Below are 21,227 nucleotides of genomic sequence, written 5' to 3'. Positions count from 1 at the left end.
TCAGCCCAGTTGTCCTAACACCGGGAATGTCTTGAGCACCCAGATCGCAAACCGCGCCAGCTCGCCGGTTGCCATGGCCCAACCCATCACAATCAGCACCAGACCCGCCCCCCAGCGCACATAGCGCCCGATCTTCCTGATCTGGGTCATGCGCTGCAAGAAGGGGGTCAGGAAGCAGGCGGCCAGGATGAAAGGTACGCCCAGACCCAAAGCGTAGACGGACAACAGGATACTGGCCTTGCCCGCACTGGCCGTGCTGGCTCCCATCATCAAAATGCCCGCCAGAATCGGGCCGATGCAGGGAGTCCAGCCAAAGCCGAACGCCAGCCCCATTACCGTTGCCCCGCCAGGGCCTGCCGCTTTGCCGGATTCAAAGCGATAGTAGCGTTGCAGGCTCATGGGCATGCGCAGCACCCCCATCACACTCAAGCCCGCCAAAGCCACCATGACACCTGCCGCCACATTCAACTCATAGCGATAGGCCATCAACAGCTGACCAAGGTAAGAGAGGCTGGCTCCCAAGGCGATAAAAACCAGCGAAAAGCCAGCCACAAAACAAACGCTGCGGCCCAGTAGCTGGCTGCGCTTGACCTGCGTATACACCTGCCCGTCCCCGGCCAGATAAGACAGATAGCCGGGAACCAAGGGCAAGACGCAGGGGGAGAGAAACGAAGCCATCCCCGCCAGAAACGCCGTTATCAGGGCGATCAGGCCCAAATCCAAAGACACTATTTCCATATCAAGGGGCCGTGGCAGGTTCCGCTGCAGGGGCGGCCGGCATACGCATACGTTCGCGCGCCAGTTGCAAGCCCTGGTTCACGACCTTGGCGGTTTCCGAATCGGGTGGAAACTGCGCCAGCAAACGCTGCCAGTAGTCGATCGCAGCCGGATACTCCTCTTTATGCAAAGCGGCAGCGCCGGCCAGCATCAAGCCCAATGGCTCTTCGGGATACAGCTCCAGCGATCGCTTGACCAAACGACCCGGCAAACCGTCCAAGGTATCGACACCGGCCAGCAGCATGGATTCCGCATACTCAGCCAATGCCGTCGGGTCTCCATCCACCACGGCCATGGCCTTGGCATACGCCTGTGTCGCTTCCTGATGGCGGCCGTAATAGCGATGTGAACGGGCCATCATCAACCAGGCGCCCGGATCGTCCGGGTTTTCTTTCAGACGCTGCTCCAGACGGGCCACCATGGCCTCAATATCCACGGGCTGTGCGTTGGCTTGCTGCTGCACGGCGGCAGGATCGAGCATGGCCGGATTGCCCAGATAAAAGTACAAGGCGATAGCCGCGACCGGAATGCTGACCATCAAGGTCCAGGCCAGCTTCGGTGCGCCTGCTTGCTGCACAGATTCCGTTTTCAGCCCTTCGTTTTCTTCCAGCACACGCTGGCGCAAATCCATCTGCGCCTGTTCAAAGTCCTGGGCAGACAAGACACCGGCCTGCTTGTCCCGTTCGATTTCCTTGAGCTGCTCACGCAAAATCGCCAGATTGGCCTGCTTGTGTTCAACCACACGCTGCACGGCGGGCTTGCGCTTGACGCTCAACATCAAATACACCGCGCACAGCAGCACCAGTAGCGCGGCCACAATATAAAAAACAATAGTCACGATTGTTCATCCCGAGAAGAGCCCTGCAAGAGAGCATCGGCTTGACGACGTTGTTCCTCGGTCAAGGCCGTGTCATCACCCGCGCGGCGTCGACGGCGCAGCGTAAAGGCATAGACCAGAAAGCCAGTCAGCAATAACAGAGCTGGCCCGAACCAGAGCAGCAAGGTGGTGGATTTAAAGGGCGGGCGATACAAAATGAAGTCGCCATAGCGATCCACCATATACGTGCGAATCTGATCGGGGCTGCGCCCCTGCCCCAACTGCTCCATGATCTGCTGACGCAAGTCCACCGCCAGCTCGGCACGCGATGCCGCAATGGATTCGTTCTGGCACACCAGACAACGCAGCTCGGCCGCAATTTCCAGCATCACCGATTCCTGGGCGCCCTGTTCCCCCGACTGGGCCTGCGCCGCCGGCACCAGAAACCACACACTGGCCATCAAGGCCACCATCCATTGACGCATCATCATGGCTGCTGCTCCAAACGACGGATCAAAGGCAACAAGGTTTCCTCCATGGATTCACGCGACACGGGGCCTATGTGCTTGAAGCGCACAATGCCCTGCTTGTCGATCACAAAGGTTTCCGGCACACCGTACACACCGAAATCAATGCCCACACGACCGTCCCTGTCCATGACAGAGACTTCATAAGAATTGCCATTGCGTAGCAGCCACTCGCGGCTTTCTTCAGGTACGTCCTTGTAGTTCAAGCCCACAATCGGCACCTTGTGCTTGGTGGACAGCTCTTTGATGAAAGCATGTTCGGTCAGGCACGGGTAGCACCACGAGGCCCACACGTTCAGCAACCAGACGCGTCCCTTCATTTGCTCACCCGAAAAACTGGCTTCGGGATTGTGCAATTGAGGCAGGCTGAACGCCGGAGCCGGTTTATCGACCAAGGGCGAAGGCACTTCGCTGGGCTTCAAGGTCAAACCAATGCCCAGAAATACCAGCAACAGTACAAAACCGATCAAGGGAACAGTAAAACGGTTCATGCCTGCACCTGCGTATTCATGGCTTTGTTTTGCACAGCGGCACGGGTTTGCTTGGCGCGATAACGTCGATCACTGATTGCCAGCGCACCGCCCAAGGCCATCAGCAAACAACCCAGCCAGATAAAGTCCACCAGAGGCTTGTAGTACAGACGAACACTCCAACCGCCCTGATCAAAGTTGTCGCCCAGCGCCACGTAAATATGACGCAAGCCATTGGCGTTGATGGCCGATTCCGTCATGGGCAAGGCCGAGGACAGATAGGTGCGCTTTTCCGGATACAAGGTGGACACCACCTTGCCATCCTGCAGCAGTTCTACCGTGCCGCGTTCGGCCGAATAGTTCGGGCCCGGCACAATACGCACGCCCTGGAAGCGCGCGTCATACGCGCCCACCTGCGCCGTCTGACCGGGTTGCAACAAGACATCGGTTTCTGTCTCGTAGTGGCTGACCATGGTCACCCCCAGGACAAAGACAGCGACCCCGATGTGGGCCAGGTGCTGACCCAGCCAACTGCGTGGTTGCGAGAACACGCCGGAACGCGTGGCGCGCACACGCTTGACCACATCAAACAAGCTGCCCAAAACAATCCACATGGCCAGACCCGCGCCCAAGGCGGCGGTGCCCTGCCACTGGCCGTACAACAAAGGAATGGCTGCACCCAGCACGATGCTGAACACGATCACCAGGGCCAGTTGGCGCACCATATCCATCATGCTGGCACGCTTCCAATTCGCCATGACGCCAAACACGATCAGAACCAGAGCCGGGATCATCAAAGGCACAAACACCTTGTTGAAATAAGGTGGCCCCACGGAGATTTTGCCCAGGCCCAGCGTATCCATAATCAGGGGATACAAGGTGCCCAACAGCACCGTGCCCGTCACCACTACCAGCAAAACGTTGTTGACCAGCAGCAAGGACTCACGCGACACCACGGCAAACTGCCCACCTGCTCCGACACGCGGTGCGCGCCAGGCAAACAGGATCAGGGAGCTGCCCACAATGACGGCGAACAGACTCAGAATGAACACACCTCGGGCCGGATCTGTAGCAAACGCGTGTACTGAGGTCAGCACGCCGGAGCGCACCAGGAAAGCGCCCAAAATGGACAGCGAGAAGGTGCTGATTGCCAGCAACACGGTCCAGTTCTTGAAGCTGCCACGTTTCTCCGTGACCGCCAGCGAGTGAATCAGGGCGGTCCCCGCCAACCACGGCACAAAGGAGGAGTTCTCTACCGGGTCCCAGAACCACCAGCCGCCCCAACCCAGCTCGTAGTAGGCCCACCAGCTACCTACGGCAATACCCAAGGTCAGAAACAGCCAGGCCGAGGTTGTCCAGGGACGCGACCAACGCGCCCAACTGGCGTCCAGACGGCCTGCCAGCAAAGCGGCAATCGCAAAAGCAAAGGCCACCGAAAAGCCCACATAGCCCATATACAGCAAGGGAGGGTGAACAATCAGGCCAATATCCTGCAAGAGCGTATTCAGATCCAGACCTTCAGCCGGAACCGGGAACATGCGCTCAAAGGGGTTGGAGCTAATCAACACAAACAGCAGAAAACCGGCGGTAATCAGACCCAAGACGCCCAGCACACGGGCCAGCATGGCTTCCGGCAAGGAACGCGAATAAATGCTGACAGCAAAGGCCCAACCCGTTTGCATGAACATCCACAGCAGCAGCGAGCCCTCATGCCCGCCCCACACAGCAGCAATGCGGTAGAACAAAGGCAGTTTGGTGCTGGAGTTCTGCGCCACATAGGCGACAGAGAAATCAAAGCTCACAAAGGACCAGGCCAGACACAGCAAACTGAAGGCCACCAAACCGAATTGCCAGCGGGCTGCGGGACGTGCAAAAGCCATCCAGGCCAAATTGCCACGCCAGGCACCATACAAGGACACAATGCCTTGGGCCAGCGCCAGTACAAAAGTCAGAATCAGGGCAAAGTGTCCAAGCTCCGGGATCATGGCTGGGCTCCTTGTTTCGCGCGCTCGGCCTGCTCCATGGCATGCATGGCCTCGGGCGGCATGTAGTTTTCATCGTGCTTGGCCAGCACTTCTTCCGCCACAAAATGGCCCTGCTCGTTCAAGCGACCTTGGGCCACCACGCCTTTCCCCTCTTGAAACAGGTCCGGCAAAATTCCCGTATAGCTGACAGGCACCTGGGCCGCGCCGTCTGTCACCACAAAGTTCACGGCCATGCCTTGGGCGCCACCACGGCGGATGCTGTCCATCTGCACAATGCCACCCACCCGGAAGGTCCGGTTTTCAGGGCTTTGCCCCTGGCTGACTTCAGTAGGGGTAAAAAAGAACACCAGGCTGCTTTGGAAGGCATTGAGGATCAGGGCGGTTGCCGCCCCCAGCACGATCAATGCGCCCAGAATCAGGACCAGACGATTTTGTCGCTTAGTCATGGCGCTGGCCCCCCAGGGCGCGCTCGTCACGTACCCGCTGCCAGGCCCGTGCCCGCCCTGCCCGGACGCTGAGCACTTCACCCAGCATCAACACGGTACAGGCCAGCACCGAGCCCCACACATACACGGCATAGCCGCCCATAGCGAAAAAATCGCCCACACTCGACCAATGCATCATCAGCCCTCCGTCAAGTTGCGAACCCAGGCGGTATGCGCCTCACGTTCAAGAATCAAATTGCGCACCCGGTACAGTGCGATGGCAATGCTGTAGCACCACATGGCCAGACTCATCAGCAACATGCCCGTCAGCATGACGGTGGCCATGGATGGCGAGCTGGTCAGCGATACCGAAGCCCCCTGATGCAAGGTGTTCCACCACTGCACCGAGAAATAGATAACGGGCACATTCACCACCCCGACCAGGGCCAGGATGGAAGCGGCTTTGTCAGCGCGACGTGGGTCGTCAATGGCACCACGCAAGCCCATGAAACCCATGTACAAAAACAGCAGCAGCAATTCGGAAGTCAGACGGGCATCCCAGACCCACCAGGCGCCCCACATAGGCTTGCCCCACAGGGCTCCGGTTACCAGGGACAAGACCGTACAGATCGCCCCGGTCGGGGCCAGCGCGGCTGCCATCATGGCGGCGGTGCGACTGTTGAAAACCAGGCAGATCAAGGACCAGAAGCCCATGGCCAGATAGATCAGCATGGACATCCAGGACACGGGCACATGCAGAAAAATGATGCGATAGCCTTCGCCTTGCTGGAAGTCGGTAGGGGCCAAAAAGAAGCCTACATAAGCGCCGACCAGAAACAGCAGAAAGGCCAGGATGGCAGCCCAAGGGATAATGCGTCCGGCCAGAACATAGAAGTTTTGAGGAGCGGCGTAGCGATACAGAAAGTTCATGGAATTTACTCAAGAGCAAGGCGCAACGCCGCTGCCGTGGCAGGTGGCGCAAAGAACAAAGCCAACAGTAAAAAAGCGGCCAGAACGGACAGATGCGCTTGCGCACCCAATCCTGCCTGAACCGCTTGCACCGCCCCCGCCCCGAAAACCAGCACGGGCACGTAAAAGGGCAAAATCAATAAAGCCAGCAAAACCCCTGCCGAGCGCAGGCCCAACACCAGAGCCGCGCCAATCGCCCCCAACAAGGTCAGAACGGGCAGGCCCAGCGCCAGGGACAGCATCAGCACGCCCAGGCTGGACGTAGGCAGGCTGAATTGCAGCCCCAGAATCGGAGCCAGCAAAAGCAAGGGCAGGCCTGTCAAAAAGGTATGCGCCAGCACCTTGCCCAAAACCCAAAGGCTAAGCGGCAGGTGAGAAAACAGAACCTGCTCCAGTGCACCATCCTGCTCGTCCTGTTCAAACAGGCGGCTTAGCGACAGCATGGTCGCCAGCAAGGCCGACACCCACAGCACGCCAGGCGCCATCTTGGACAGCAAGGCCGCATCCGCCCCCACACCCAAGGGAAACAGGCTGCACACCACCAAAAAGAAAACCAGTGGAATCAGGACATCGCCGGGGCGACGCATCGCCAGGCGCCACTCGCGCTTCATCAAGGCTAAAAAGAGACTCAACATGCCTGCCCCAGATCCAGATGCTGCACCTTCAAATCCCAGGGCAAGGTCTGGTGGCTAGTTAGAATGACAGCGCCCTGCTTATGCAGATGCTGCGCAATCAACTCGCCCAGAAACTTCTGACCGGCGCTGTCCAGCGCAGTCAGCTGCTCGTCCAGAATCCACAAGGGGCGATTGCTCAGAGACAGGCGCACCAGAAACACGCGGCGACGTTGTCCGGCTGACAGTTGCCGTACAGGCACACGACGGTAAGCCAGCAAACCGCCAGCCAACAACGCTTGGTCGCAAGCGTCCCGCTCTAGGGGAACGCGATCCTGCATAAGCAGGCTGTCCAGATTTTCTTGCACCGACAAGCTGCCATTCAGCCCCGGCGCATGCCCGCCATACACCAGCTGCCGTCGGTAATCGCTATCGTTGCTTTGCACGGGACGGTCGTGCCAGATCAGTTGGCCTTCGTCGGCCTGGGCGATATTGGCCAGGATACGCAACAAGCTGGTTTTGCCGCTGCCATTGGGCCCACTGACCAAACAACATTGGCCAGCTTCAAGCCTTAGGCTCAGCTCGGAGAACACACGACGCTGGCCCCGTCTACAGGTCAGCGAAACAGCTTGAAGCACAGCAACCCCTTGTCAAGAAAGCAAACAGAGCGAAGCCGCCCCTGAAAAAAGGCGGCTTGCTTAGCTCGCTAAGTAAAGACGAGCCCTCTTCAAGACAGGGGATGTTTTACTTAGTTCCACAATACCCACGAGAAACTCAAGCTTATTGATCTAGGCCAATCCGGGTTCAAGGCTGCATTCTTGATAAGATGCTGCCTTAGTACTTTCTTTGAGCAATAAACCATGAGCACCCCAATCACCCTGACTCCCCAGCCCCTCAGCCCCGAGGCTTTTGCTCCTTATGGCTGGATGTTGGGTAAAGGTCTGGCCACGGCGCCAGCGACGGCCGCCTTCAGCAATGCCGCCACTGACTTCTGGCACGAACATGCGTTTGACACAGGTCCAAGCGGTCAGACCGAAGTGCTATGGGTGAATTACCGCATTCAAGACCCCAACATCACGACCCTGGAAAACCACCTGCTGACGCAACAGGCACTGATCCCGCTGACTGGCGAAGTGATCCATATCGTGGCTGACAGCAAGCCCGAAGGAGGTCCGGATTTGTCGACCCTGAAAGCCTTTCGCATTCCTCAAGGGCAAGGCGTCTGCATGCGCCCCGGTTGCTGGCACAGCAGCCGTGTAGCCGGAGGTGAAGTCGCCTGTCTGATGCTGACGCGTATCTCTACCACGGTAGATCTGGTCGCCCATTTGAACGAGGGCAAACCCGCCACGGAAAGCGAGTTGCGTCCTCTGGAACAAAGCGTGGTGGTGGCGCTATAAGGTGCCCGCAGCAGAGCGCGACCATCGCTCTGCCCGACACCCGCATCAAAACGTCGATGCCGCGCCGTATTTCAGCGCCAGCTCAATAAAGGCGCGCATTGCAGCAGATTGATAGGCACCCTTGCGCTGCATCAAAATGGCCCGCCGTTGCGGCGGGGCCGGGTCCAGACTCACAGCCACCAAATACTCGCTATTGCCGGCAATCGCGGCAGGCAACAAGGTCGCCAGACCCGTGCGCCGAACCACCTCGATCACGGCATTGAGCGAGTTCGACTCCATCGAAACCTTCAAATCCAGATCATGCTGACGGCAATGGCGTTCGATCTGCCCACGCGTGGCGAACTCGGGCGTCAACAAAACCAAAGACTCACGCATCAGCGTGTCCCTATCGATGCTGCGGCGCTCGGCCAAGGGGTGCGTGCGGCTCATCACCAACGCCAGCGTCTCCACCAGTAAAGGCTGAAACTCCACGGCAGCCGAAGTCGGCTTTTCAAAAGCGATACCAATATCCAGCTCGTCTTCGACCAATTGCGTTTCCACACGCTCCTGCAGCATTTCCTGCACCACCAGGCGCACATTGGGATAACGGCGGTAAAAGGCCTCTACCAGAGGGCCAATCAAGTAAGACGTAAAGGTAGGCGCCACCGCCACTCGCAAGGAGCCTCGACTCAAATCGCTGACGTCATGCAAGGCCCGCCGCCCTTCTTCCAGATCCTGCAAGGCTTGCCGGGCATAGCGCAAGTAGACCTCGCCCGCATCCGTCAAACGCACAAGACGTCCGGTGCGATCAAACAGTTGTGCGCCCAGATGTTCTTCCAGCTGGCGTACCTGCTGAGACAAGGCCGGTTGAGACACGTGCAAGGCGCGTGCGGCGCGGGTAAAGCTTTGATACTGGGCAACCGCCAGAAAATAATTAAGATGGCGCAAAAGCATAAGGGACCCTTCTATAAGCAAATCCAATGCAAAGCATCAGAAATCGGTATTTTACCTTATGACCCTGAAGGGTTAATCTTCTATCCAAGCCGAACTACAAGGACAAGGATGAAAGACATTATCGACGGTTTCCTGAAATTCCAACGGGAAGCCTATCCCAAGCGCGCCAAGCTCTTCAAAAATCTGGCCACACAACAAAACCCCCGCGCTTTGTTTATCTCTTGCTCCGATAGCCGTCTGGTCCCCGAGCTGGTAACACAACGTGAACCCGGCGATCTGTTCGTGATTCGTAACGCTGGCAACATCGTTCCCTCCTATGGTCCGGAACCCGGTGGTGTGACCGCCTCCGTGGAATACGCCGTGTCCGCCCTGCGTGTATCCGACGTTGTGATTTGTGGACACTCGGATTGTGGTGCCATGACCGCCATTGCCTCCTGTCAGTGCCTGGACCATATGCCCGCTGTAGAACACTGGCTACGCTACGCCGACTCGGCCCGTCTGGTGAATGAAGCCCGCACCCACGCCAACGAGCAAGAACGAATTTCCTCCATGGTGCGTGAAAACGTGGTAGCCCAACTGGCCAATATTCAGACTCACCCTTCCGTGCGGCTGGCCATGTCCGAAGGCCGTTTGACCCTGCACGGCTGGGTCTACGACATTGAATCGGGCACGATCGACGCCTATGACGGTGGCAGCATGAAATTTGTGTCCCTGGCTGACAACCCGGATGTATGTGCTGCTCCCTTGGTACGCCGATAAGTTCCTAGCGGACAAAATAAAAAACGCCATGCAAATGCATGGCGTTTTTTTTTGCTACCTGCCTACGTTTATCCCCCCCTCAAAAACCTGTGCCTGTCTGTGTCAGGAATAAACGCCTCCCCACTATGATGGTCCTGATCCGATGATCTTTTCATCCCTCTGTTCCATCCGGGTCGCGCGTTCATCTTGAACATCACGATATAACAAGCAAAGCGCTGTTCAGAACATGCCGCTCGGAGACTCTTTTTTAATGGCTGAACAATGAAAAAAACATGTCTTGCCCTGGCCTTGATGGCCTTGCATGCCGGGACACAGGCACAAGGCTTCTCCAACACCTACTTTATCGGCGACAGCCTGACTGACAGTGGGCAGTTCGGCTCGCGCCTTACCACCAATCCAGGCCAGGTCTGGTCCCAGGTACTGGCTCAGAAACTGGGAACCGACGCGGCCCCTAGCAGCCAAGGTGGTAACAACTATGCCGTCGGCGGAGCCCGCGTGGCTATCGATGAGCTGCTGGATCCCAGCAAGCCTCCCAGCCCCACTAATCCCCCTTTGCCCGCCATGACCACGCAGACCGCTCAACTGCTGGCCATGCACAATGGACGCCTGGACGGACAGGCCCTGTACACCGTCTGGGGTGGCGCAAATGACTTGTTTGCCGCCGTAAAAGATCCGTTCAATATGTCCCAAATCGTGGCTGATTCCGTCGGCAATCAAGCCGCCTTGATCAACACGCTATCGCAAGCGGGCGCTCGCTACATTCTGGTCCCCAACATTCCTGATCTGGGCATGACTCCAGAGTTCGCCGGCTCCCCTATCAGCGCGGGTATCGCCACCTTGCTCAGTGACAGCTACAACCAGGCGTTTACCCAGCAGCTCAGTTCCAGTGCTGCCAATATCATCCCCTTGAACGTCTCGGCGCTATTGCACGAAGTGGCTGCCGACCCGCAGGCCTACGGCTTCAGCAACGTCAATACAGCAGCTTGCGGCAGTGTGTCCTCTCGCCTGTGTACGCCTGCCGATCTGGTGGCTCCTGGTGCGGACCAAAACTATCTGTTTGCTGATGGTGTCCACCCCACGTCAGGCGGCCATGCTGTTATTGCCGACTATGCCCACGCTGTCGTCAGCGCCCCCAGTCAGGTCGCCATGCTGGCCTCCGCAGCCAATACCGCCGGGCAGATGCAAATGCAGCACATTGACCGTCGTCTTCAAACCGTCAGTTCGTCACAAGACAGGGATCTGGCAGTCTGGTTCCAGGGCGAGGCCATCACGCGTAATGGCAGCAGTGCGAACTCACGTCTGGATGGCGCGCAGGCAGCCTGGAAGCTGGGTTTGGATAAGCGTCTGGCTGATTGGACGATAGGTGCCTACCTGTCTTACGACAATCTGGATGGCGATACGGACGAAAAAGGCACTTATAGCCAGAAGCGTCAGTCCGCTGGTCTGTACGGCCGCTGGCAGACCGAGAATCTATGGGTGAACGCCCAGCTTTTCTACAGCGATCTGGACAATAAAACCCGCCGTCATATCCGTCTGGGTGCCACCACACGCGAACACCAGGCCAAAGCAGGCGGCAGCCAATACGGCGGCAAGATCAGCACGGGTTACGACTGGCAGGCCGGTGCCGTCACCCATGGCCCGCTGTTAAGCCTGAGCATGCAGAAATCCAAGATCAAGGCTCTGTCGGAAGATGGCCGAGGTTTGTCTACCTCCATGGGTTTTGATGCTCAGGACCAGACCTCGGTACAAAGCAGCCTCGGTTACCAGATCAATGTTGCTGTCAGCAATCAGTGGTCCGTTCATGCCTCCGCACAGTGGCTGCATGAATTCAAGAAACCGGCAGAGCTGCTGGGCGCGCGCTTGCAGGACGGCGTCTACAACCACCGCCACTTTTATCTGCCTACGGATCAGGAGCGCGTGCGTGACACAGGCCTGTTGGAATTGGGTGCGACGGGTCAGCTCAGCAATAACTGGACGCTGGGAGCCGGTGTCAGCACCCAAGTGGGTAAAGGCACCAGCGCTCAAACAGCCTTGTATCTGAATACGGCTTACCGCTTCTAAGTTGGCAAGTCTTCAAAACTATTGCGGCATCCTGGCCTGGCCCGGATGCCGCAATTTCAATCTGCTTTATGTACCGAACTGCTAGTCAGCCCAATAAGGAATCCAGGGTCTGATTCAGCGTTTCCAAAGTGGTACCAACCGCCGGTAGCTTTGTCACTTTTCGACCATCCACAAACAGCAAGGTCGGATAGGATTGCGCGCCCAAAGCCCGAGCCAGGGCAAAATCAGCCAAGGCTTGTTCCCGGCCTGAACCGTCAGTCAAATGGCGTCGCACAGCATCTACGTCCAGGCCATTGACAGCAGCAATCCCCTGGCAGACCTCCGGATCAGACAAGCTGCGTCCGTTCAAGTAGAAAGCCTGCTGCAACTCGTGCACCCAATGAATGGCCTGCTCCGGATCTTGCGCTCGCAGCACCGCCAAGGCCGTGGCCGCTTCCAGTGAATCCATAACAGTCGAGCCCTCCTCTGCCAAGGCCTTATAAGCAGCCCCAAACGTCGCCCCCGTCATTTGCGCGATGCGCTCGTTGGATTCGGAAATATAAGGGTAGCGGGACATGGGAGCAGCCCGGTCACCCACGAACAAGCCACCCGAGACAGCGGTAAAAGGAATGCGATGCTTGTTAGCCGCCTCGAACTCGACCATGCGTTCGGCAAAACCCCAGCACCAACCGCAATACACATCCTGCACATACACAATCGAACGAGCGGGTAAATTGAATGTGTTCATGACATTCCCTAAAAATGGTGTAGCTTCCCGGAATGGGAGAGAAACGGCACTCCTGATCCTAGCCCCCAGACATGAAATGACGCAGAGGATAAAAAGACGAGGACTCCACTTTATTGAATAAACGTCAGGCAATAAACTTCATTTCCTGACGGGTGGCAGCCTCTCGCGGCTCGATATTTCAAGCGGCCTGCAGCAGCACAGGCCTCACCGCGCTGAAGCTTGTAAAACAAGATCCCAAAACTGTGAGACAAGCCCAGGCTTCTGAGCCCAAACCCGCTCCTGTGTTGGAATCACACGACCTTCATGGCTCCCTTGAAAGCCCGACCGGCTTTACCTTCCCGGCAAAATGCTTTTATAGTGTGGCTTCGATTCATTTCCCGTGAGGTATTCGTCCAATGCGCCACTAATGCCGCCGTCCCCTAGACGGCCAGTCTCCACCCGCCCCCACTACGACTCAGGGGGAGTTCCTGGCATTAATGGAAGCATGACGCGTGACGAATCCTTATCTGACGCTGGAAGGCGTGTCCTATACCTTGCCGCAAGGCAAGACCCTGTTTTCCCAACTGAACGAAACCTTCGACTCGCGGCGCACTGGCCTTGTCGGACGCAACGGTGCAGGCAAAACCATTCTGGCTCGAATCCTGGCCGGAGAAATTCAGCCTAGCAGCGGCCGTTGCCTACGCTCGGGAAAAGTGCATTATCTGGCGCAGCAAGTGGCTTCTGTCAGCGGCTTGCGCGTCGCCGATCTGGCGGGCGTAGGACCGGCACTGGACGCCCTTGCCCGGATTGAATCCGGCAGTAGCGCCGTAGAAGACTTCAATCTGATCGAAGACCGTTGGGATATTCGACAGCAATTGCAGGAAGCGCTGGAGCGCAATGGCCTGGGTCATCTGACTGCCGAGACGCCTGCCGAAACATTAAGCGGCGGCCAGGCCATGCGGGTGTCGCTGATCAATGCCTTGCTGTCTCAGGCCGATTTCCTGATTCTGGATGAACCCAGCAACCACCTGGATCGCGACAACCGGCTTGCGCTGATTGAGCAGCTACGACACTGGCCCCACGGCCTGCTGGTCATCAGCCATGATCGCCAACTACTGGACACGATGGAGCGCACTGTGGAGCTGTCTTCCCTGGGGCTGCGTAGCTATGGCGGCAATTACAGCCACTACGCCGAGCAGAAAGCCTTGGAGCAGCAAAGCGCCATGGACCAGCTGGAGCACCGCAAGCTGGAGCGTCAGCGCGCAGAAAGCACCATGCAAGAGCAGCGTCAACGTCAGGAGCGTAGACAGGCACGCGGCAATCAACAGGGCAAGCAGGCCAATCAGGCCAAAATCCTGCTGGACAGGCAAAAAGGTCGCAGTGAAGCCACCACCGGCAAGCTGCGCCAGCAACACGTGACGGCTCAAAAGCAGTTGGCACAACGCGTACAGGAGGCTGCCGAGTTGATCGAGCAGGACACCGCTATCAATCTGCACGCCCTGCCCTTGATGCCGCTGACCCGCCAGCGCGTTGTGGAACTGGATGAGGTGAAGCTCCCCTATGTCCCGGCCAACCAAGCCCTGGTCACACTGCTGTTAAGCGGCCAGCAACGAGTAGGAGTCATAGGTCCGAACGGCTGCGGCAAATCCACGCTGCTCAAGGTCATTACAGGCCAATTGGAGCCCCTTGCTGGCCACTGCAAAATAGTGCCACAACATGTTTACCTGGATCAGGGCTTGGCCGATCTGGACCCGCAGCAAACCGTGCTGGAACAAATACAGGCAGTCAACCGCAAAAGCAGCGAGGGCGATTTACGCATGCGTCTCGCACAGCTGGGACTGGACGCCCAAAAAGTCACCGGCCCCAGCGCTGCCCTGAGCGGTGGCGAACGCCTGAAAGCCGCCCTGGCCTGCGTGCTGTACGCAGATCCTCCACCACAACTGCTGCTTCTGGATGAACCCAGCAACCATTTGGATCTGCCTTCAACCTTGGCCCTGGAAACCATGTTGAGCAGCTACCAGGGCACGCTGATGGTGGTCTCGCACGACGATGCCTTCATGAACAATCTTGGGCTGACGGAACGGCTGGAATTTAGTGAAGAAGGCTGGAGATTGCTACCTTGGTAGCGGCGCAAAACATAAGTGGCGCTTTCCCGCTATCTGAACGACAACCACTTATAGCGGTGGGACCGAGGGCCAAATTCAGGGCGCACTCTTACAAAACCTGCTTAATGTTCCCAAGTAGTGCCTGCGCCAAACGCTCTGCTTCCTTGCCCCTTGTGTCCCAGCGATCAACCACCGCACCCACATAGGCCAGACGCGCATACTCCAAAGTCTTGGCTAGCTCCGCAGGTAGTTTAGGGATAGCCCACTCAGCAGCCTGCTCCTTAGTCACAAAATCCCCATGAACACCTGTTCGCCACATGCGCGCCAAGGTCAGCAGAACATTGCGCTCGTCTCCACGCAGCCCTTCATACAAGGGATCTACACCCTCCCGCATTGCTTGGCGTATATGCTCGATCGGCGTGGCAGGCATATCGGCCAGCACATCCCTACCCCACAACAACTGCGCCTGCTGGCGGGCCTGGGCCAAGAGCAAGGTGTATTCCGGGTCAGCAGCGGCGTCGGACAAGTAGCCCTCCTTGAAGGCATCCCGCAGCCATTCACCGTAAATGAACTCCACCTGGGCCGGATGAACATTGCGTTGAATATCTGCCAGACGACACACCACCAGCTCGATACAACGCGGACCACCAGGCGTGGCCGGATGAGGGGCTGAAACAGACAATAAAGCCGCAATCAGATCCTGACGCTGTTCATCTGACAGGGGAGCATCAACGACCGCCAATACATCCAGATCGCTTTGTGGCCGGAGCCCTCCGGCCACAGCGGAACCGTGCAGATAAAGAGCTTGCACATTAGGGGTCAAGATTTTTTGTACGAGTTCCAAGGTAGCGCGCAACTGGCTGTTTGGATTTTCTGAATCCAGCATTCAACAAAGTCTCTTCAAAAACAGGATTAGCGACATAAGACAGCCATCAAGGTTGGTGGCCCCTTCCTGCCATGCACCCTCACAAACCCCGACTGCCCGTCAAACTCTTAGCGCGTCGCTGGATACGAAACCGGACGCACCGGCCCTTTATAAAGCCCAAAGGCCAGACCCGCAATAATCGCGCAGATCGACAAGGCCTCCACAAAACTTACTTGCTCGCCCAATATCAGCATGGAACTGCCCAAACCAAACACCGGAATCAGCAAGGACAAGGGGGCTACCGTGGACACCGGATACAGCTTGAGCAAGGAATTCCAGCCCCAGTAAGAAAAGTGCGTAGCCAGATAAACCTGAAACAGAATCGACATGACCGACATCAGGTTGATCGCCTCTGGCAGAGTCGTGAAGGGTTCGGCCCCGTGCAGCCAGTAAGAAACCAGAAAAAGTGGAATAGGTGGAAACAGGCTGGCCCACACCATGAACGAGAAAATCTCCTTCACACCGGACAGTTTGATGATCACATTCCCGATACTCCAGGACACGGCACTCAACACAACCAGCACCAACCCGAAGGTGGCATCCCCACCACCCTGAGACAAGATAATGCCCACCAGGCCCACAAACGCGATCAAGGCTCCCAGCAGTTGCGTCGCTCGCAAGCGTTCCTTGAACAGCAAAGCGCCCCAGCCCATCGTAAAGAAGGCACTAAGCTGAATCAGCAGCGAGGCCACGCCCGGATGGACACCCACCTGAATGCCATAGTTGATAATCCCCCACATGCCCAGGCCAAAAATAAAGCCATAAATCACCACATAGCGAAACGGGATATTGGGTCTGGGAATGAAGAACACCAGCGGCAAGGCCGCCAGAGTAAAACGTATCCCCGTAAGCAGAAAAGGCTCCATGGAAAGCAAGCCCAGCTTGGTGATCGGGAAATTCACTCCCCAAACCAGAGTGACCAAAATGGCAAGAATCAGGTGTTTTTTTTGCATGTCCGACAGCTCCAGACAAGGCCGGGGGGTCAATTCCCCCGGCCTGCTCCACTAGTTGATTGAAAACCGCTTCTGCATCAGGCAAAGCCCCGCGATTTCCATCAACAAGTGATCAGCAGACAAGCGCTGCTCACTAGAGAGCGTGGGGATTTTCTTCAGGAAATTTCTGACTCGACCGGCATCGAAAAAGGGCACCCGATTCAAGAGATCGCTATGAAGGGTGTCACTGACAAACTGATGCAGCCGCGACTGAGGTGCCAGGCTGGCTGGCGGCGCACGGAAGTACTGTTTTTTGCGCTCGTAGATTTCAGCAGGCAGGTAAGGCCGCATTGCTTCACGCAAGGCGTACTTCTCCGTTTTGCCGCGTACTTTCATGGGAATGGACAGGTTGCACGCATACTCCACGACACGGTGATCCAGCAGCGGAGGACGTCCCTCCAGACTGCCTGCCATCTCCATGCGGTCACCCAGCGACGTCAGCACCAGATTGGGCAAACTGGATTTGGCCACCATATACAGGGCCCGATTCACAGGCGACCAGGACGCAAAGGAATGCGGCTTGAGGCGGTTATAGAACTGGCCATAGGGATCGCGATACGCATTTCTGTCCATAAAGCCCGTGCTGTACAGGCTGGCCAAAGGATCAAAAATTCCGGCCTGCCCATCCAGCCAGGAGACTTTGTGCCCCAACTCGCGATTCACCCAGGCCGTCCCTACTTCCTGACTGTCCAGATAGCGACCAGAACCTGCCCCCATCTGCTGCAACAACTCGGACACTACGGTCTGGTCCTGGCCCTGGTTGTCGTACAGCAGCATGTCACGGCGGCTATAGGGATAACCGGCAAACACCTCGTCTGCCCCTTCGCCGGTAATAACGGCTCGCATCCCATTGCTCTGTATAAATTTGCACAATAGATACTTGCCTACGCTATGAGCATTGGTGAAGGGCACTTCAGCGTGCCAGAGGGCATGTTCGTAATTGTCTGCAAGGTCGTTAGAGCTGACGCTAAGCACATTCATGTGTGCTTGATTGTGCCGGGCAGCGATCTCGGCAAAATGACGCTCGTCGTAGCCTTCTTCACCCTCAAAAGACAGGTGAAATGCTTGCAATTTCTGACCTTGCAGTTGCGTGCACATGCCCAGCATGGCTGAAGAGTCCAGGCCGCCACTCAGGCAAACCCCAATTGGTACATCCGCATGCAGACGCAGTTTGACCGACTCCTCGACCACTGCGCGCAGCCCCTCAATCTGCTCTTGTTCAGAACGCACTTCCTGAATCTGGCCTGAATCCGGAAAGCTCCAATCCCAATAGCTCTCGGTCTGAACGCCGCTTTGATCCACGATCAGCCAAGAGCCTGGTCGCACGCTGCGGATCTTCTGGAACACGGTACGATCGCGCAAAATGAAATAGCGATTCGCGTACGAATCCTCATCCCACTGAGCCGGCACACCAGCTGCCAGCAAGGCTTTGATTTCGGAGCCGAAGTACCACCGGCCATTATGCTCGGCATAGTACAGGGGCTTGACCCCGATCCGGTCCCGGATCGCAATCAGTTGGCGACGCGCACGGTCATACAATAGAATCGAGAACTCGCCGCGCAGCTCTTTAAGAGCACGCACACCATGTCGCCGGTACAAATGCAGCGCAATTTCACTGTCTGACGATGTTTTAAAGCGGCAACCACTGTCTTCCAGTTCTTTGCGAATGCGCTTGTAGTCATAAAACTCGCCATTCACCATCAGAACCAGATCACCCTCGTCCGCGACAATAGGCTGGGTGCCATTTCCCAGGCCCACCAAACCCAGTCGCACATAACCAAAACCCACTTGCCCCATGGGGTCAAACCAGGTGCTGGAACTATCAGGCCCGCGATGGTGAATTTCGCGCAAAGCCTGATCAAACATACTTCGGGGCAAGTCCGTAGGGACTGCAGAGAACACACCGACATAACCACACATACAGCTCTCCCTTACTGCTCATTTATTTTTGATGCCAAGTCACAGCGCCATCGCTTGATTGGCGATTTAATTGAGAAACTTCTGCTTCTTGCTAATGCCGGGCTTAGCTCACCTTGTTCTTTTTCTTATCCAGAAAATCTGCCAGCCTGGCACTGGTTTCCGGATCAGACTGAACCACGGCGGCAATCAAGGCCTCAGTTAGCAAACCGTCTTGCTGGCTTTGATCCGTGATGCGCGGCAGAACATGGGTAATGGCGTAATTGGTCATGGGCAGATTGGAGGCAATCGTCCTGGCCAGCTCCTTGGCTTTGGCCAGGGCCTCGCCTTCGGGCGTCAGATACTGGGCAATACCTTTGGTGATGCTCTCCTCGGCATAGACACTACGGCCTGTCAGCATCATGTCCGTCATCAGGCTCAAGCCCGCCAGACGAGGCAAGCGCACAGAACCACCTACCCCCACGTAAAGACCACGCATGCCTTCAGGCAAAGAGAAAAAGGCAGTCTCGTCGACCACGCGGATATGGCATGCCGTGGCAATTTCCAGACCGCCACCAATTGCCGCGCCCGACATGGCCGCCACGACAGGGACCTTGCCGTACTGAATCAGCTCGAAGGTCTCGTGCCACTCACGGAAGAAATGCACACAATCAATCACCGACTGATTGCGCACTTCACCCAGATCCAGGCCCGCACAAAAATGCTTGCTGGTGCTGTAGAGAACAGCGGCCCCAATGTCGCTGCCTATCGTGGAAAAAACCCGACGCAATTCATTCATCACCGCCAAGGACATGGCATTGCGCTTTTCTGGCCGGTTCAAGCCCACCAGCAGCACCGCGCCTTCCTGCTGCACCGTTAAATACTCAAAATCGTCCATTCCCTCTTATCCCCAAGTAATTAATGTTTGCTGATCTTATGGGGACTGCTGGATTCCCACCTTTAAAAGCGGGTCAGTTTTTGGCAAAATTGGGCCATGAGCATTTCTTTGAATGACTACCCTCTGGAAAACTCGAACTGGGATGTGGAAGTCAGCCTGCGTGCCTTCACATCAGGGTCGATCTTTCCCAAGCACGTGCACCAGTGCGGACAGCTTGCTTATGCCGCATCGGGGGTTTTGTCGATGTTCACGGAAAAGGGAAACTGGGTCGTGCCCAGCAAAAGGGCACTGTGGGTGCCGCCGGGCGTGGCGCATGAAATGCATATGCGTGGCGATGTCACGATGGTGAATACTTATCTGACACGACAGGCAATCGAACAGGCGCAACTGCCTGACGACTGCCAGGTGTTCGGCGTCTCGCCCTTGTTGCGGCATCTCTTTAGCGCAGCCATGGAACTACCTGCCGAACGGCCGGATTGCGAACGTACTCATCACGTCATTGGTCTACTGGTAGAAGAAATCCGGCTGATGCCCAGGCTGGGCCTGAGTGCCCCCCTACCCTCTAACAGCAGACTCGGGGCCGCCTGTCAGCGCTTTCTGGATAATCCCACCCAGAATATCTCTACTGATGAGATGGCCGCCTGGGCCATGCTAAGCCGCCGCACCTTCACCCGCCGCTTCAAGGAGCATATGGGCATGACGTACCTGGCCTGGCGACAGCAAATGTGTCTGCTGGTGTCGATTACTCGTTTGGGAAATGGGGAGCCGGTCACCCGAGTGGCCTCGGATCTGGGTTTTAGCAGCCCCAGCGCATTTTCTACTATTTTTCGTCGCGCTTTGGGGCAACCGCCTAGCCAGTATCTGGCGACGAGCAGGGAAGTGCCGGTTTATTAAGTCTAACGCTTGCTTTTCATTAGCTTAATTTTCTGGCTTTTTTTATAAACTTTAAGAGCAACGTCACGCGTCATAAAAAAACAGGCCTTTGGAATATCCAAAGGCCTGCTATTTACTCTGCACGTCAAAAGACGCTCTAGGGTATTAGACGTTGATCACACGTTTAAACGTTGATCGGTCGGCAAAGGCCTGTGAATGCTTGGTTTCGCGGAGAAATCGGGCTGCGGCCTTTGCGGGAATCGTTGGAAGTACCCCCAGTTGTACCCCCATAGGGGTATCGGGATGATAGATCAGTCTGGATGCGGGTGCCAGCGCTGCGCCTGCCGGATAAAACGGTTATGGCGCAGACCACATTGTTGGCTGACGCCTGGAGCGGTACGCGATGAGATGCAGGGGAACGGGCCGCTGTGGCCCAGACCTTGGAGAACTCTCATGGCAGACCAGCACACCCGCCACAACTCGCTGGGGCAAGATGCCCTGTTCACTACGCCGGCCTCTCTCATGCTCGATGCCCGCCTCACGCCGTTGGAGCGCAACGGCTGGCAGGTTCTGCGCATGCTGCGCTCTGCGGAAGGCATCAGCCCGCTGGCGAACCTGGGGCAGTTGCGCCGCTATCTCACCTCTACCCCGCTGGGGCAGCGGGCCGGGTACGAGACGGCCCGGCGTGTCCTCGTCGTGCTTCGGCTGACGGGGTGGATCAGTCTGGTGGGCCAGCAAAGCGATCCTCTGACCGGCCATGTGCTCAGCGAGCTGTATCAAGTTCACGAAAGCGCCCTGCACTTCCAGCAGGCCTGCGCACTCGATGCTAGTCTGCCCGCGCTTTTGCAAGCCTCCATCGGCCACGAAAACAACCAGGTGGATCGGGTGGCCGTCCACATTCAGGCAACGCTGGCGCAGGCACCTGAAGCCGCCTCCATTGCGACCCACGATCAGCGCCACGACGACGATGATTTGCCCCCCTACTCCGCCGCCGCAGGCGAGCGAGGCAGCCGCCCCACTGCCAATGTCTGGCGATTCCGCTGGCACCACGCTTGTTCCGCAACAGACCGGACACGCTCGCCACGTGACGGCTGAGCAGGG

22 protein-coding genes are annotated in these 21,227 nt (G+C 57.1%); 6 read left to right on the top strand and 16 right to left on the bottom strand.

Annotation, left to right across the window (positions count from 1 at the left end; genetic code table 11):
* The 10 genes from ACU6HM_RS08920 to ccmA are packed head-to-tail and all read right to left on the bottom strand — an operon-like array spanning nt 1 to nt 7,219.
* Nucleotides 1-738, bottom strand: a complete 738-nt coding sequence (locus ACU6HM_RS08920; protein WP_022983239.1) for a cytochrome c biogenesis CcdA family protein — start codon at nt 736-738, stop codon at nt 1-3.
* A 1-nt stretch (nt 739) separates the two neighbouring features.
* Nucleotides 740-1,615, bottom strand: a complete 876-nt coding sequence (gene ccmI / locus ACU6HM_RS08915; protein WP_022983240.1) for a c-type cytochrome biogenesis protein CcmI — start codon at nt 1,613-1,615, stop codon at nt 740-742.
* Nucleotides 1,612-2,085 carry a cytochrome c-type biogenesis protein gene (locus ACU6HM_RS08910; RefSeq protein WP_009462259.1) on the bottom strand — a complete coding sequence of 158 codons (474 nt, stop codon included), beginning with the start codon at nt 2,083-2,085 and terminating at the stop codon, nt 1,612-1,614. The genes ccmI and ACU6HM_RS08910 overlap by 4 nt, the downstream gene beginning before the upstream one ends.
* A complete protein-coding gene (locus tag ACU6HM_RS08905) occupies nt 2,082-2,612 on the bottom strand; it encodes a DsbE family thiol:disulfide interchange protein (RefSeq protein WP_009462261.1) in 531 nt (176 codons plus the stop codon). The genes ACU6HM_RS08910 and ACU6HM_RS08905 overlap by 4 nt, the downstream gene beginning before the upstream one ends.
* Nucleotides 2,609-4,576, bottom strand: a complete 1,968-nt coding sequence (locus ACU6HM_RS08900) for a heme lyase CcmF/NrfE family subunit (protein ID WP_088451144.1) — start codon at nt 4,574-4,576, stop codon at nt 2,609-2,611. Before ACU6HM_RS08900 ends, ACU6HM_RS08905 begins: the two co-directional genes overlap by 4 nt.
* Nucleotides 4,573-5,022, bottom strand: coding sequence for a cytochrome c maturation protein CcmE (gene ccmE / locus ACU6HM_RS08895; RefSeq protein ID WP_022983242.1), 450 nt, complete (start codon nt 5,020-5,022; stop codon nt 4,573-4,575). The genes ACU6HM_RS08900 and ccmE overlap by 4 nt, the downstream gene beginning before the upstream one ends.
* The gene (gene ccmD / locus ACU6HM_RS08890) at nt 5,015-5,200 is read right to left on the bottom strand and encodes a heme exporter protein CcmD (protein WP_009462365.1); all 186 of its coding nucleotides are present in this window, start codon (nt 5,198-5,200) and stop codon (nt 5,015-5,017) included. The genes ccmE and ccmD overlap by 8 nt, the downstream gene beginning before the upstream one ends.
* Nucleotides 5,200-5,931, bottom strand: coding sequence for a heme ABC transporter permease CcmC (gene ccmC / locus ACU6HM_RS08885; RefSeq protein ID WP_009462363.1), 732 nt, complete (start codon nt 5,929-5,931; stop codon nt 5,200-5,202). The genes ccmD and ccmC overlap by 1 nt, the downstream gene beginning before the upstream one ends.
* Before the next feature lie 5 nt (nt 5,932-5,936).
* A complete protein-coding gene (ccmB, locus tag ACU6HM_RS08880; RefSeq protein ID WP_022983243.1) occupies nt 5,937-6,605 on the bottom strand; it encodes a heme exporter protein CcmB in 669 nt (222 codons plus the stop codon).
* The gene (gene ccmA / locus ACU6HM_RS08875; protein WP_088451148.1) at nt 6,599-7,219 is read right to left on the bottom strand and encodes a cytochrome c biogenesis heme-transporting ATPase CcmA; all 621 of its coding nucleotides are present in this window, start codon (nt 7,217-7,219) and stop codon (nt 6,599-6,601) included. Before ccmA ends, ccmB begins: the two co-directional genes overlap by 7 nt.
* 222 nt (nt 7,220-7,441) lie before the next feature.
* On the opposite strand from ccmA, the gene ACU6HM_RS08870 reads away from it, so the two are divergent.
* Entirely contained in the window at nt 7,442-7,978 is a 537-nt protein-coding gene (locus ACU6HM_RS08870; RefSeq protein WP_446763691.1) for an ureidoglycolate lyase, read from the top strand.
* Between the two features lie 45 nt (nt 7,979-8,023).
* Here the strand turns inward: ACU6HM_RS08870 and cynR are convergent, their stop codons facing one another.
* Complete coding sequence (gene cynR, locus ACU6HM_RS08865; RefSeq protein ID WP_009462356.1) at nt 8,024-8,911, bottom strand: transcriptional regulator CynR; 888 nt, start codon at nt 8,909-8,911, stop codon at nt 8,024-8,026.
* Nucleotides 8,912-9,019: 108 nt separating this feature from the next.
* Between cynR and ACU6HM_RS08860 the strand changes: the two genes are divergently transcribed.
* Nucleotides 9,020-9,670, top strand: a complete 651-nt coding sequence (locus ACU6HM_RS08860; RefSeq protein ID WP_022983244.1) for a carbonic anhydrase — start codon at nt 9,020-9,022, stop codon at nt 9,668-9,670.
* A gap of 261 nt (nt 9,671-9,931) precedes the next feature.
* Nucleotides 9,932-11,731 carry an autotransporter domain-containing esterase gene (locus tag ACU6HM_RS08855; RefSeq protein ID WP_009462350.1) on the top strand — a complete coding sequence of 600 codons (1,800 nt, stop codon included), beginning with the start codon at nt 9,932-9,934 and terminating at the stop codon, nt 11,729-11,731.
* A gap of 85 nt (nt 11,732-11,816) precedes the next feature.
* Here ACU6HM_RS08855 and ACU6HM_RS08850 read toward each other — a convergent pair whose 3' ends face one another.
* On the bottom strand, nt 11,817-12,458 hold the full coding sequence (locus ACU6HM_RS08850) for a DsbA family protein (RefSeq protein ID WP_009462348.1): 642 nt from the start codon (nt 12,456-12,458) through the stop codon (nt 11,817-11,819).
* Nucleotides 12,459-12,949: 491 nt separating this feature from the next.
* Between ACU6HM_RS08850 and ACU6HM_RS08845 the strand changes: the two genes are divergently transcribed.
* On the top strand, nt 12,950-14,563 hold the full coding sequence (locus ACU6HM_RS08845) for an ABC-F family ATP-binding cassette domain-containing protein (RefSeq protein WP_009462345.1): 1,614 nt from the start codon (nt 12,950-12,952) through the stop codon (nt 14,561-14,563).
* An 88-nt stretch (nt 14,564-14,651) separates the two neighbouring features.
* Here the strand turns inward: ACU6HM_RS08845 and ACU6HM_RS08840 are convergent, their stop codons facing one another.
* From ACU6HM_RS08840 to ACU6HM_RS08825, 4 genes are all read right to left on the bottom strand, one after another.
* Complete coding sequence (locus tag ACU6HM_RS08840) at nt 14,652-15,428, bottom strand: aminoglycoside adenylyltransferase domain-containing protein (RefSeq protein WP_446763690.1); 777 nt, start codon at nt 15,426-15,428, stop codon at nt 14,652-14,654.
* A gap of 107 nt (nt 15,429-15,535) precedes the next feature.
* Entirely contained in the window at nt 15,536-16,420 is an 885-nt protein-coding gene (locus ACU6HM_RS08835) for an EamA family transporter (RefSeq protein ID WP_247965960.1), read from the bottom strand.
* A 51-nt stretch (nt 16,421-16,471) separates the two neighbouring features.
* Entirely contained in the window at nt 16,472-18,379 is a 1,908-nt protein-coding gene (gene asnB / locus ACU6HM_RS08830) for an asparagine synthase (glutamine-hydrolyzing) (protein WP_446763689.1), read from the bottom strand.
* A 103-nt stretch (nt 18,380-18,482) separates the two neighbouring features.
* A complete protein-coding gene (locus ACU6HM_RS08825) occupies nt 18,483-19,253 on the bottom strand; it encodes a crotonase/enoyl-CoA hydratase family protein (RefSeq protein ID WP_446763688.1) in 771 nt (256 codons plus the stop codon).
* 96 nt (nt 19,254-19,349) lie between these two features.
* Here ACU6HM_RS08825 and ACU6HM_RS08820 point away from each other — a divergent pair, with 96 nt between their 5' ends.
* On the top strand, nt 19,350-20,147 hold the full coding sequence (locus ACU6HM_RS08820) for a helix-turn-helix domain-containing protein (RefSeq protein WP_446763687.1): 798 nt from the start codon (nt 19,350-19,352) through the stop codon (nt 20,145-20,147).
* Nucleotides 20,148-20,342: 195 nt separating this feature from the next.
* On the top strand, nt 20,343-21,221 hold the full coding sequence (locus tag ACU6HM_RS08815; protein ID WP_446763686.1) for an STY4528 family pathogenicity island replication protein: 879 nt from the start codon (nt 20,343-20,345) through the stop codon (nt 21,219-21,221).
* Nucleotides 21,222-21,227 lie beyond the last annotated feature (6 nt).

Source organism: Alcaligenes sp. RM2 (genome assembly GCF_052931795.1).
This window is presented reverse-complemented; position numbering and strand designations above follow the sequence as displayed.

Excerpts from the sequence above, each read along its gene's own strand:
- ACU6HM_RS08910 (WP_009462259.1), bottom strand. The coding sequence starts at position 2,085 with ATGATGATGCGTCAATGGATGGTGGCCTTGATGGCCAGTGTGTGGTTT.
- ACU6HM_RS08835 (WP_247965960.1), bottom strand. The coding sequence starts at position 16,420 with ATGCAAAAAAAACACCTGATTCTTGCCATTTTGGTCACTCTGGTTTGG.
- cynR (WP_009462356.1), bottom strand. The coding sequence starts at position 8,911 with ATGCTTTTGCGCCATCTTAATTATTTTCTGGCGGTTGCCCAGTATCAA.
- ACU6HM_RS08920 (WP_022983239.1), bottom strand. The coding sequence starts at position 738 with ATGGAAATAGTGTCTTTGGATTTGGGCCTGATCGCCCTGATAACGGCG.
- ccmB (WP_022983243.1), bottom strand. The coding sequence starts at position 6,605 with ATGTTGAGTCTCTTTTTAGCCTTGATGAAGCGCGAGTGGCGCCTGGCG.
- ccmD (WP_009462365.1), bottom strand. The coding sequence starts at position 5,200 with ATGATGCATTGGTCGAGTGTGGGCGATTTTTTCGCTATGGGCGGCTAT.
- ccmE (WP_022983242.1), bottom strand. The coding sequence starts at position 5,022 with ATGACTAAGCGACAAAATCGTCTGGTCCTGATTCTGGGCGCATTGATC.
- ccmC (WP_009462363.1), bottom strand. The coding sequence starts at position 5,931 with ATGAACTTTCTGTATCGCTACGCCGCTCCTCAAAACTTCTATGTTCTG.
- ACU6HM_RS08850 (WP_009462348.1), bottom strand. The coding sequence starts at position 12,458 with ATGAACACATTCAATTTACCCGCTCGTTCGATTGTGTATGTGCAGGAT.
- ACU6HM_RS08840 (WP_446763690.1), bottom strand. The coding sequence starts at position 15,428 with ATGCTGGATTCAGAAAATCCAAACAGCCAGTTGCGCGCTACCTTGGAA.
- ACU6HM_RS08820 (WP_446763687.1), top strand. The coding sequence starts at position 19,350 with ATGAGCATTTCTTTGAATGACTACCCTCTGGAAAACTCGAACTGGGAT.
- asnB (WP_446763689.1), bottom strand. The coding sequence starts at position 18,379 with ATGTGTGGTTATGTCGGTGTGTTCTCTGCAGTCCCTACGGACTTGCCC.
- ACU6HM_RS08855 (WP_009462350.1), top strand. The coding sequence starts at position 9,932 with ATGAAAAAAACATGTCTTGCCCTGGCCTTGATGGCCTTGCATGCCGGG.
- ACU6HM_RS08815 (WP_446763686.1), top strand. The coding sequence starts at position 20,343 with ATGCTTGGTTTCGCGGAGAAATCGGGCTGCGGCCTTTGCGGGAATCGT.
- ACU6HM_RS08825 (WP_446763688.1), bottom strand. The coding sequence starts at position 19,253 with ATGGACGATTTTGAGTATTTAACGGTGCAGCAGGAAGGCGCGGTGCTG.
- ACU6HM_RS08905 (WP_009462261.1), bottom strand. The coding sequence starts at position 2,612 with ATGAACCGTTTTACTGTTCCCTTGATCGGTTTTGTACTGTTGCTGGTA.
- ACU6HM_RS08900 (WP_088451144.1), bottom strand. The coding sequence starts at position 4,576 with ATGATCCCGGAGCTTGGACACTTTGCCCTGATTCTGACTTTTGTACTG.
- ACU6HM_RS08860 (WP_022983244.1), top strand. The coding sequence starts at position 9,020 with ATGAAAGACATTATCGACGGTTTCCTGAAATTCCAACGGGAAGCCTAT.
- ACU6HM_RS08870 (WP_446763691.1), top strand. The coding sequence starts at position 7,442 with ATGAGCACCCCAATCACCCTGACTCCCCAGCCCCTCAGCCCCGAGGCT.